Origin of the sequence: Pseudomonas zanjanensis (assembly GCF_014268745.2) — a bacterium.
GTDB lineage: Bacteria > Pseudomonadota > Gammaproteobacteria > Pseudomonadales > Pseudomonadaceae > Aquipseudomonas > Aquipseudomonas zanjanensis.
Window position 1 is genome coordinate 178,244 of record NZ_JABWRB020000004.1, and the last position, 11,116, is coordinate 189,359.

General features: G+C 57.8%; 11 protein-coding genes and 1 pseudogene. 7 read left to right on the top strand and 5 right to left on the bottom strand.

From position 1 onward, the window contains the following. Positions 1-658 precede the first annotated feature (658 nt). Complete coding sequence (locus HU715_RS23510; protein ID WP_186706916.1) at positions 659-1,066, top strand: DUF3757 domain-containing protein; 408 nt, start codon at positions 659-661, stop codon at positions 1,064-1,066. 36 nt (positions 1,067-1,102) lie between these two features. Here HU715_RS23510 and HU715_RS23515 read toward each other — a convergent pair whose 3' ends face one another. Further along, complete coding sequence (locus tag HU715_RS23515) at positions 1,103-1,678, bottom strand: DUF2780 domain-containing protein (RefSeq protein WP_186706915.1); 576 nt, start codon at positions 1,676-1,678, stop codon at positions 1,103-1,105. A gap of 300 nt (positions 1,679-1,978) precedes the next feature. Here HU715_RS23515 and HU715_RS23520 point away from each other — a divergent pair, with 300 nt between their 5' ends. The 5 genes from HU715_RS23520 (at position 1,979) to HU715_RS23540 (ending at position 6,518) form a co-directional block, all read left to right on the top strand. Next, positions 1,979-2,401 (top strand): DUF3757 domain-containing protein, encoded by a 423-nt coding sequence (locus HU715_RS23520; protein ID WP_186706914.1) that lies wholly within the window; start codon positions 1,979-1,981, stop codon positions 2,399-2,401. Between the two features lie 106 nt (positions 2,402-2,507). After that, positions 2,508-3,083: a hypothetical protein gene (locus tag HU715_RS23525; protein WP_186706913.1), complete on the top strand. Its 576-nt coding sequence runs from the start codon at positions 2,508-2,510 to the stop codon at positions 3,081-3,083. Between the two features lie 1,719 nt (positions 3,084-4,802). After that, the gene (locus tag HU715_RS23530) at positions 4,803-5,075 is read left to right on the top strand and encodes a hypothetical protein (protein WP_018603560.1); all 273 of its coding nucleotides are present in this window, start codon (positions 4,803-4,805) and stop codon (positions 5,073-5,075) included. A 189-nt stretch (positions 5,076-5,264) separates the two neighbouring features. Further along, positions 5,265-5,477, top strand: a complete 213-nt coding sequence (locus HU715_RS23535; RefSeq protein WP_186707149.1) for a cold-shock protein — start codon at positions 5,265-5,267, stop codon at positions 5,475-5,477. A 27-nt stretch (positions 5,478-5,504) separates the two neighbouring features. Continuing rightward, a complete protein-coding gene (locus HU715_RS23540) occupies positions 5,505-6,518 on the top strand; it encodes an RHS repeat-associated core domain-containing protein (RefSeq protein WP_186707148.1) in 1,014 nt (337 codons plus the stop codon). Between the two features lie 114 nt (positions 6,519-6,632). On the opposite strand, the pseudogene HU715_RS23545 reads toward HU715_RS23540, so the two are convergent. Beyond that, positions 6,633-6,794 (bottom strand): annotated as a pseudogene (locus tag HU715_RS23545) (formaldehyde dehydrogenase, glutathione-independent); the annotation flags it as partial. A 119-nt stretch (positions 6,795-6,913) separates the two neighbouring features. Between HU715_RS23545 and HU715_RS27375 the strand changes: the two are divergent. Then, on the top strand, positions 6,914-7,900 hold the full coding sequence (locus tag HU715_RS27375; protein WP_225917686.1) for an RHS repeat-associated core domain-containing protein: 987 nt from the start codon (positions 6,914-6,916) through the stop codon (positions 7,898-7,900). A gap of 84 nt (positions 7,901-7,984) precedes the next feature. On the opposite strand, the gene fdhA is transcribed toward HU715_RS27375, so the two are convergent. The 3 genes from fdhA to HU715_RS23565 all read right to left on the bottom strand — a co-directional run bounded on the left by fdhA (position 7,985) and on the right by HU715_RS23565 (position 11,028). Beyond that, positions 7,985-9,184: a formaldehyde dehydrogenase, glutathione-independent gene (gene fdhA / locus HU715_RS23555; RefSeq protein ID WP_122566627.1), complete on the bottom strand. Its 1,200-nt coding sequence runs from the start codon at positions 9,182-9,184 to the stop codon at positions 7,985-7,987. 193 nt (positions 9,185-9,377) lie between these two features. Continuing rightward, positions 9,378-10,235 carry a formyltetrahydrofolate deformylase gene (gene purU / locus HU715_RS23560; RefSeq protein WP_039590651.1) on the bottom strand — a complete coding sequence of 286 codons (858 nt, stop codon included), beginning with the start codon at positions 10,233-10,235 and terminating at the stop codon, positions 9,378-9,380. A 160-nt stretch (positions 10,236-10,395) separates the two neighbouring features. Further along, a complete protein-coding gene (locus tag HU715_RS23565; RefSeq protein ID WP_186707147.1) occupies positions 10,396-11,028 on the bottom strand; it encodes a sarcosine oxidase subunit gamma in 633 nt (210 codons plus the stop codon). Between the last annotated feature and the right edge of the window lie 88 nt (positions 11,029-11,116).

Below are 11,116 nucleotides of genomic sequence, written 5' to 3' on the forward strand. Positions count from 1 at the left end.
CTGAGCCATCATGATATTGAAGATCTACTTCATGTCGGCGGAGTCAATTATGCAAAATACAAAACAATCCGCATATTATCTTGTTACTCAGTCGAGAGTGGATTAGCACAGAACATTGCAAACATCTCGGGCCTACCGACAAAGGGTTATCGGGGCCAAGTTGCGGTTAATATAGATGGCACAGGCACTAACCGCGAAAGCCTAGTCTTTAAAGGAGGGTTGTTCGGTTTTCTGGTACCAATCCTACCACGCTCCGACCCAGTAACCTTTTATCCTATTAAACCGAGGACTGATCCAATAACGGTGCAGAAAGATATAATTCTCGAAATCCGAGCCCCCTAACTACCTCATAGAAAAAGACTCCACCTTTTAAGCGCTGGTGGGGAAAGTTCGGCAATTGTCATAAAATCAAAGCACACTGCGCTCCACAATCCGGCTTATCCGCCGTCAACCTTCGCGCCGGTTCACCGCTGCCCCAAACTCACGCAACGCCTTGGCGCCGATCAACAACAGATAATTGAACCTTCGACATATGCAAAAAAAACATCTACAGAATATAGTTAATTCCAAATCAACATAAAAAACTGTCAACCCTGACAGTACCCCTCACCAGACCCAGCCATAACCATGTCCCCGAACCCTAATCGGAAGCACACCCATGCGAAACTTCATGACGGGCGGCGGTGGAATAATTCTGCTGATGATCGGCCATGTCCATGCTGGAGAAGTCACTTGTCCAGCCGTGACACAACTCCATGACAACACTGCGACGGTAGAAATGCAGGATGATCCCGAATGGCAAAGCCAGAGCCTCGTGCAGGAGCTCAACCCGGCGGCGCTGCCCTTCAACGACGCCGAGTTCGCGATCCATGAGCCTGACGAAAATCAACAGACACCGGCAAAGGTAAGCATTACATGCACACACGGTGAGAGAAATCTCACGCTGGATTATTACCCCACGCCCCAAGAGCTGAACTTGATGCCAGGGCTGGACACGCGTTGCGCCAGCCAGTTCCCTCACACGTGCAGGCGAGAAAACGCCGACTACCTCAGCTTGAGATTCTGATCCCCCTGTGGCGGATTTTCGATGTCGCCACCCTCATCAAACGCCTGCACCACTCCCCCAAATTCCCCCAAGGTTCTGCAGCAGCGAACCCGCCACGCCCTGTTGACCGAGGTACTGCAGAATAATCGGAGCAAACTGACCGATCATCCCACTGTCCATGCCCAGCGCGCTGAAGGCATTGTTCAGGTCGCCAGTGTCCTTGACGTTCCCCAGCAGGCCGTCGAGCAAGGCATTTTTGTCCGACCCGCCACCGAGCAAGCCACCCAGGCCATTGAGCCCGCCGATGGCGCTGTTACCGGCGATCTGATCCAAGCCCGGCACACTTTTGCTCAACTCGGAAAATTGCGGCTCGCTAAGCCGATTCCTCGCCAGCCCCAGCATCGCACCGGCACCGCCGATGGCCTGTTCCGGCGTGATCTTCAGTTCCGATCCAAGGGTATTGAGCAGCCCTGCCGCTTTCGGCGCAGCGGCCACCATGCCCTCTTCCTCACCTGGGTTGCCCTGCATGGCCGACACCACATTGGCGGCATCGCTGAGGCTGAACTGCGCGAAGGCCGGGCTGGCGGCCAGTATCAACAGCCAAGACAGTGCAAAACCGCGTGAAACCTTCATCCGGGACATCCTCTTGAACATGAAAAAGCCGCCCATGAAGGGCGGCTAAAGCGTGGGTTGGACTGGCGCAGGCGAAGATTGTTCCTAAACGTATTGAGCTAATAGCCGATAGCCATCACAGAAAATTCTTCCAGGAGCGTAAGAAGTGTCTGATTTAACGAAAACCACGCTTTTTTATATAGCCAAAAGTTACCAAACATCCCTATACAGTTCTAAATTGACATAAATAACTGTCAGCCTCGACAGTAGCCCGCCCGACCAAAGCCGTGAATCGTTGAACTGAGCCCTGGAGCCTGGCACATGAAAAAAATACTGGCTGGAGGCGCGGTGCTGCTTCTGCTGATCATCGGCCACGTCCAGGCCGGTGAAATAACTTGCCCCGCCGTCACTGACATCCGTAGAAACATCGAATCGGTGGAAGACGTTTTTTTCGTCGATGTGCAGGACGAGCACGAATGGGCGAGCGAAAGTCTGGTGGACGTGGTCGACCCGGTATCGTTGCAATTCGAAGGGGCCGAGTACGTGATTCATAAGGACGATGGGGACGAGCAGACACCCTCCCGTGCGACCATCACCTGCAGGTACGGGGCGATCAACCTGAAGCTGGACTATCAACAGATCCTGGAGCCGGCCTTTTCAAAGTGGGTGAGCAATCGCTGCGAAAGCGCGGATACGCGAATGTGCAGGTTGATGGACGGCGACTACTTCAACTTGATTTATTGACCGCTAATGGCAACTGCGTCACTGTTCCAGCACACCGCCTCTAAGCGCTCTGCCACCGCCTGCACCCTTTACCGTACAGTGCGACTTCCTCCAGCAGAGTGTGTCCATGAACGTACAAATCGGCGGCGCCACCCTCGCGGTCATCCTGACCGGCATGCTCATCGTCCTGGGCGTCAACGAATGCCAGCGCGGTCCGCTGAATCCGGACGTTGCCGAGGGCACCAGCGACGAACAAAAAACCTGGCTGACCATCGAACACCGCATCAAGCGCTCCGACCCGACTTTGACCGACGTGACCCGCGCCCAGCAAACGCTGACTGTGCGCTACCGTCCTGGCGCGTGCGCGGATGACTGCGAGCCTTGGGTTCCGCATATGCTGCGGGTCGTCGGCCACGGCCTGGCGGCGCTCAATAGCGCGCCGGGGGGCAAGCAGTACACGCAAGTGACGATCAAGGCGGGGATCCTTACAGAGGATGACGTGGAACTGGTCTACGACATGCTGGGGTTCGACGCCATCAAGACCCAACAAGGCGGCTACGAAACCTTTGCCGGCATGCCCCGCAGCCTGACATTCAGCGGCGACGCCCTGGCCCAGGCACAAGCCTACTGCCAAGGCCCCAGCGCCAAAGGGTTCTACCCTGAATTCTGCGAACGGGTCGAAACCGCAACGGCCCATCGATAACCGTGGCGAGGGAGCTTGCTCCCGCTGGGGTGCGCAGCGCCCCCAATGAAGCGGATGGCATTCTTTCTGATACACCCCGGTGACTGGCTTTGGGGCCGCTGCGCAGCCCAGCGGGAGCAAGCTCCCTCGCCACAAGAGCCGGCGCAGGTGCATGCCCTGACACCCATGGACCAAACACTGAAAAACCTGTGGGAGCGAGCCTGCTCGCGATAGCGGTACACCAGCCACCATCAATGTTGCCTGACCCGGCCCTATCGCGAGCAGGCTCGCTCCCACAGGGGAATGTGTTCAGCCAGGCCCCGCCTACTCGCCGGCGCTGATGGTGTTCACAGATAAACCAGCCACCACCCCCGTGGCGAGGGAGCTTGCTCCCGCTGGGGTGCGCAGCGCCCCAATGAAGCGGATGGCATCTTTCTGATACACCCCGGTGACTGGCTTTGGGGCCGCTGCGCAGCCCAGCGGGAGCAAGCTCCCTCGCCACAAGAGCCGGCGCAGGTGATGCCCTGACACCCATGGACCAAACACTGAAAAAACCTGTGGGAGCGAGCCTGCTCGCGATAGCGGTACACCAGCCACCATCAATGTTGCCTGACCCGGCCCTATCGCGAGCAGGCTCGCTCCCACAGGGGAATGTGTTCAGCCAGGCCCCGCCTACTCGCCGGCGCTGATGGTGTTCACAGATAAACCAGCCACCACCCCCGTGGCGAGGGAGCTTGCTCCCGCTGGGGTGCGCAGCGCCCCAATGAAGCGGATGGCATCTTTCTGATACACCCCGGTGACTGGCTTTGGGGCCGCTGCGCAGCCCAGCGGGAGCAAGCTCCCTCGCCACAAGAGCCGGCGCAGGTGATGCCCTGACACCCATGGACCAAACACTGAAAAAACCTGTGGGAGCGAGCCTGCTCGCGATAGCGGTACACCAGCCACCATCAATGTTGCCTGACCCGGCCCTATCGCGAGCAGGCTCGCTCCCACAGGGGAATGTGTTCAGCCAGGCCCCGCCTACTCGCCGGCGCTGATGGTGTTCACAGATAAACCAGCCACCACCCCCGTGGCGAGGGAGCTTGCTCCCGCTGGGGTGCGCAGCGCCCCAATGAAGCGGATGGCATCTTTCTGATACACCCCGGTGACTGGCTTTGGGGCCGCTGCGCAGCCCAGCGGGAGCAAGCTCCCTCGCCACAAGAGCCGGCGCAGGTGATGCCCTGACACCCATGGACCAAACACTGAAAAAACCTGTGGGAGCGAGCCTGCTCGCGATAGCGGTACACCAGCCACCATCAATGTTGCCTGACCCGGCCCTATCGCGAGCAGGCTCGCTCCCACAGGGGAATGTGTTCAGCCAGGCCCCGCCTACTCGCCGGCGCTGAGGGTGTTCACAGATAAACCAGCCACCACCACCCCCGTGGCGAGGGAGCTTGCTCCCGCTGGGGTGCGCAGCGCCCCCAATGAAGCGGATGGCATCTTTCTGATACACCCCGGTGACTGGCTTTGGGGCCGCTTCGCAGCCCAGCGGGAGCAAGCTCCCTCGCCACAACAGCGCTCGAACATCGTCGACTAAAAATCTTACAACTACTTGGGAAATCACCCGCAACAGCGGGCCTTGCCCAAGCCAATCCGCGATGCCTTTAGTTCGTCCCGTCGTCCACATGGCGACTCGGGTTTGGCGACTCGATACACCACGGCCTGAAGTCCTAATTTTATTAATCAATAAAGGCTCTAGCCATGAACCGATACATGCCCCTCACCGGCGTCGACTGCTCCCCCGCCGCCTTGCTCATCGACACCCAAGCCCCCCTCGACGTCCTCCACGAAACCGCCGCCTACCGCATCCGCGCCGTCACCCAGCTATTGGAAAACATCGCCTTTCGCGAAGAGCTCAGTTCCGACGCTGTCGTCCTCCACGACTTCGCCCTGCTCCTGGCGATTCCGTTGCGCGATGGCTGCGACGTGCTGGACGTGATCGGCCGCCGCTTGCAGGCACAAGCCATGGCCTGACCGCTGCGGCAGTCATTCGACTATCAAGGCGCAAGCCGTTATTTCCTCTCGGTATTGCCTACTGTCAACCTTGACAGTAGGCAGCCACTTTTACGGGCTCTAAGCTCAGCCGTGACAACGACAAACAAGGCTCTGGGCATCCCACAGTCCCTGTGCCTTTCTTCATTCGGGCAAGCAGGAAGAATAAAAATGAGCGACCGAATCAAAGGAACCGTGAAGTGGTTTAACGATGCAAAGGGCTATGGCTTCATTATCTGCGGCAATGGAGGCGAGGACTTGTTCGTTCATTACTCGGCCATTGCCGGCGAGGGTTATAAAACATTGAAACAGAAGCAAACGGTCTTTTTTGAAATCGAGAAGAACGATAAAGGCATGCAGGCTACGAGAGTGACGCCGGAATAAAGACCCTTCCATTCAGGAAACGACCCCATGTCGGCGAACCGCAAAACGCTGCTCTGCCGTTACCACTACGACCCACTGGATCGCCTGACCGACTGCGCACCCTCGGCCCAGGCCCACACCCAGCGCTTCTACCTGAAGGAGCGCCTGACCAGCGAAATTCAAGGCTCGGTACAGCGCTCGATATTCCAACAGGACGACCAACTCCTGGCGCAACAACAGCGCCAGGACGACGCCGTCGAAACCACCTTGCTTGCCACCGACCTGCAACGCTCGGTATTGCATGCGCTCGATGCCACCCGGCCTCATCCCCTCGCCTATACACCCTACGGCCATCGCCCTGCGGAAAACGGCTTACTCAGCCTGCTCGGCTTCAACGGCGAACGGCCGGACCCGGTGACGGGACATTATTTGCTGGGTAATGGGTATCGGGCGTTCAATCCGGGGTTGATGCGGTTTAACAGCCCGGACAGTTTGAGTCCATTTGGAAAGGGTGGGTTGAATGCGTATGGATACTGCGTTGGGGACCCGGTGAATCGAAGCGATCCGACGGGACATTTACCTAACTTTTTAATGCCTGTATTAAGACACCTGAAAATCATAGGAAGACCGACCCTAGACGTTCATGGCATATCACTTCCTGCATCGACCGACATAAAAAACATAGATATATTCAAATCTCCTACAAAGGAATTTCTAATATCACCTATAGGCCCGGAACATGAAATTTCATACATCTCCAGCTTCGAACTCAAACTATGGACAGATAGCAACGACATAATCAAAGCCGAAAAATTTTTAGCTCGACAACTAAAAAATTCCAACAAACCCACATCCAAAATAGAAGATTTTCACAAAAATATTCAAAAAACACTAAAATCTAGAGCGGTTCACAAAGCCAATCTGCACATGTATGAAACGGAAATCAAGCAGATGACTGACGACACCTTCAAACCAACATCATTCTATCTTACCTATCTTGGCGGCCCTCCCACTTACGAGTGGGCAAAGCAGCACTCACAACAAATACGCAATCAAATTTAAACTTTATCTTACCAAGCAAAATGGAATCGTTTTTTTATTAGTTGCTACGTTACCACTGCCCCTCTAAAAAGGGCGACATTACCGTCGCCCTTTTTCCGTCTTGCCCTTTGCCGCTTACGCCGCACTGAACAACTTATGCGGATCAATCACAAACTTCTTCGGCACGCCCGCATCGAACTCCCCGTAACCCTTCGGCGCGTCATCCAGGCTGATCACCTGCACGCCAATGATTTCAGCAATGTTGATACGGTCACACGTGATCGCCTGCATCAGTTGGCAGTACCCCCGGGTCGTGGCCAGCCTGGGCAATCAAACCTAACACTTCTGCTAGCTAGACAACCGCCCTTCCCCCTGAACATGATAGCGCTATCTGTATTTCCCACAGAGCAAAGCCCATGCCCTCCCCTGATGAAACCTTGCTCTGCCGTTACCACTACGATCCACTGGATCGCCTGGCCGACTGCACCCCCTCGGCCCAGGCCCACACCCAGCGCTTCTACCTGAAGGAGCGCCTGACCAGCGAAATCCAAGGCTCGGTACGGCGCTCGATATTCCAGCAGGACGACCAACTCCTGGCGCAACAACAGCGCCAGGATGGCGGCATCGAAACCACCTTGCTCGCCACCGATCAGCAACGCTCGGTGTTGCACGCGCTCGATGCCACGCAGCGTCCCCCCCTCGCCTACACACCCTACGGTCATCGCCCTGCGGAAAACGGTTTACTCAGCCTGCTCGGCTTCAACGGCGAACGGCCGGACCCGGTGACGGGGCATTATTTGTTGGGTAATGGGTATCGGGCGTTCAATCCGGTGTTGATGCGGTTTAACAGCCCAGACTCGATGAGCCCATTCGGAAGGGGGGGGGTTAACGCTTATGCATATACGCATGGAAACCCAGTTAACACGGTAGATCCTTCTGGCCATTTTGGGCTACCTAAATCAATTAAATTAGCATTGAGGATCAAGAAACCTAAAATAACGATTGATGTCCATGGCGTGCAATACCGCGCCCCTAGCGACAGATTAGATGCAGTCATTTTCACAGCACCCACGAAGAAATATCCAGAGCCAGGGTTCGTTTTGAAACCTGAACAAGACACGCTACCCATTCGCAACCGTTTAGAAGCTCTCACAAAAGAAAGCGAACAGTTAATCAACCTTGAAAAATCAACAGCCCACATGATAGCAGGCACAAAAAAACCAAACCTTGAAATCCCCGTGTACCGCGAATCGCTTTCCAACTTGCAAACCAAAAGACAATACCACGAACAAAACCTAAAAAAGTTCAAGGCAGATCTTGATAACCTGACCAACGAGATCATGGACCCTCCAACTTATGTCGATGCGATAAGGAAAGAAATAGGTAGGCGACGTAGCTTTTAGAACAGCCGCACATCAACCACTGCGCTGAGATGAATAAAAAGGGCGACATCACAGTCGCCCTTTCCCCGCCTAGCCCTTTACCACTTACGCCGCACTAAACAACTTATGCGGATCAATCACAAACTTCTTCGGCACACCCGCATCAAACTCGCCGTACCCCTTCGGCGCATCATCCAGGCTGATCACCTGCACCCCAACGATTTCAGCAATATTGATACGGTCCCACATGATCGCCTGCATCAGTTGGCGGTTGTACTTCATCACCGGGGTCTGGCCGGTGTGGAAGCTGTGGGATTTGGCCCAGCCCAGGCCGAAGCGGATGCTCAGGCTGCCCATTTTCGCAGCTGCATCGACAGCGCCCGGGTCTTCGGTGACGTAGAGGCCGGGAATGCCGATTTTGCCGGCCACGCGGACTACACCCATCAAGGAGTTGAGCACGGTGGCCGGGGCTTCGTGCTTGACGCCGTCATGGCCGTGGCCGCGGGCTTCGAAGCCGACCGCATCGACGGCGCAGTCGACTTCGGGCTCGCCCAGCAGTGCGGCGATCTGTTCGTGCAACGGCGTGTCGGTGGACAGGTCGGCAATTTCGAAACCCTGGGCCTTGGCGTGGGCCAGGCGAACCGGGTTGACGTCGCCGATGATGACCACGGCCGCGCCCAGCAGGCGAGCGGAAGCGGCGGCGGCCAGGCCAACCGGGCCGGCACCGGCGATGTAGACGGTGCTGCCAGGACCAACGCCGGCGGTGACGGCGCCGTGGTAGCCGGTGGGCAGGATGTCGGACAGGCAGGTCAGGTCACGGATTTTCTCCATGGCCTTGTCGCGGTCCGGCAGTTTCAGCAGGTTGAAGTCGGCGTACGGCACCAGCACGTATTCGGCCTGGCCGCCGGTCCAGTCGCCCATGTCCACGTAACCGTAGGCACCGCCGGCACGGGCGGGGTTGACGGTCAGGCACACACCGGTGTGTTGCTCCTTGCAGGAACGGCAGCGCCCGCAAGCCACGTTGAACGGCACCGACACCAGGTCACCGATTTTCAGGTTCTCGACGTCGCTGCCCTTCTCGATCACTTCACCGGTGATTTCGTGACCCAGGACCAGGCCGGTCTGGGCAGTGGTACGGCCGCGGACCATGTGCTGGTCGGAGCCGCAGATGTTGGTCGAGACCACGCGCAGGATGACACCGTGCTCAATCTTCCTGCCGCGCGGGTCCTGCATTTTTGGATAGTCGATTTTCTGTACTTCGACCTTGCCGTTGCCGAGATACACGACACCACGATTACCAGACATGCTTTCACCTCGCTGTTGTTTTTGTGGAACTGCGTTGCCCAGGCAGGCAGCGCGTTGATTGCTCGGGTTGTAGATGCTGTTTTGCGTTGTTAGTGATGGCCTCTTCGCGAGCAAGCCCGCTCCCACATTCGGCTGCATTCCAAAGTTGGAACCCGATCGAATGTGGGAGCGGGCTTGCTCGCGAAGGCGCCCATCAGAGCACCACAGTACGATTCGCGTTCAAGAACACCCTTCGCTCAATGTGATACCCCACCGCCCGGGCCAAGGTCAGCCCTTCGATGTCCCGGCCTTTGGCGATCAGGTCTTCGGGATAGTGGCTGTGATCCACCACTTCCACGCCCTGGGCGATGATCGGGCCTTCGTCCAGGTCGTTGTTGATGTAGTGCGCCGTGGCGCCCACCAGCTTCACGCCTTTGTTGTAGGCCTGGTGATACGGCTTTGCGCCCTTGAAACCCGGCAACAGCGAGTGATGGATATTGATCGCCTTGCCGTCGAGCTTGCGGCACAGTTCCGGCGACAGCACTTGCATGTAGCGGGCAAGGATCACCAGTTCGGCGCCGGTGTCTTCGATCACCTGCCACACCTGTCGCTCCTGGGCGGGTTTGTCGTTCGGGTCCAGGGGGAAATGGTAGTAGGGAATCTGGTGCCAGTCGGCCAGCGGCTTGAGGTCGGGGTGGTTGGAGACCACGGCCACCACGTCCATGGACAATTGGCCGATGCGTTGGCGGTAGAGCAAGTCGTTGAGGCAGTGATCGGCCTTGGAGACCATGATCACCACTTTGGGCCGGTAGTTGGGCGGCGTCAGTTCGAAGACCATGCCGAAGGCTTGCGCGCGCTCGGCCAGGCCGGCGCGGAAGTTCTGCTCGTCAAAACCGTCGGGCTGGCGAAACTCCACGCGAATGAAGAAACGCGCCGAGAGCCGGTCGTCGAAGGAGTGGTGCTCGGTGACGTAGCAGCCCTGCTCGAACAGAAAGCGGGTCACCGCGTCCACCGTGCCGAGCACGCTGGGGCAGTCGGCAGTCAAGATCCATGTGTCTGGGGCGCGGCTCATTGCGGTGACTCCTGTTCAAAATTAACGAAGCGACGCAGAACCCCGTGGCGAGGGAGCTTGCTCCCGCTCGGTTGCGCAGCAACCGCCAAAAGCGAGGGCCGCTGCGCAGCCCAGCGGGAGCAAGCTCCCTCGCCACAAAAGCCGTGGTCGGCTTTAGTCCTTACGCCTGCACGCTCAACCCATACTCCGCCGCGGCATCCTGCAACCACAGCCACCAGTAATCCGAGAAGCTGCGGCGGATCACCAGTTCCCAGGTGTCTTCGCCGGTGTGGCGGATCACCAATTGCGACTTGGCGAACACCGTGCCCACGGCCTTGCCCACCGGGAAATTGCTGGGGTGAACATCGTAGCTGGTGGATTTCATCAACACGTCGCGCACGTTCGGGCCGGACAGTTCGAGGATCTGCTGGCCGCCGCTGACGTTGACGATCTGGATGTGCAAGTCGCCCAGGGCTTCACGCAGCTTCTGCTCGGCGGCGAACTCTTCGCCGGTGGGCACCACCAGCAGCCATTCGTCCGGGCCGAGCCATTGCAGGCTGGTCTCGCCCTTGATGACGACGGCCAGGGCACCTGGCAATTCCAGGCCCAGGGCCTTGTGGACACCGGCGGCGAACGCCGGGTCGTGGCCGTCGCCACGAAGGGTCAGGTGGCCCAGGAGTTTTTTCTCGCGCACGGTCACACCGGCGTTCTTGCGGCCCTTGCCCACCAGGCTGGCGAGGTCGGCATGATGCAGCGACGACTCGGCCTTGGCCCCGGTGGTTGGGCGTTGTTGGTACACGTTGACTGCGGTCATATGGAGCACCTGTCTTGAATTCTATGATTCCGGCCTTTGTGGTGGCTGTTCTGCCGCCATCGCGAGCAAGCCCGCTCCCACATTGGAT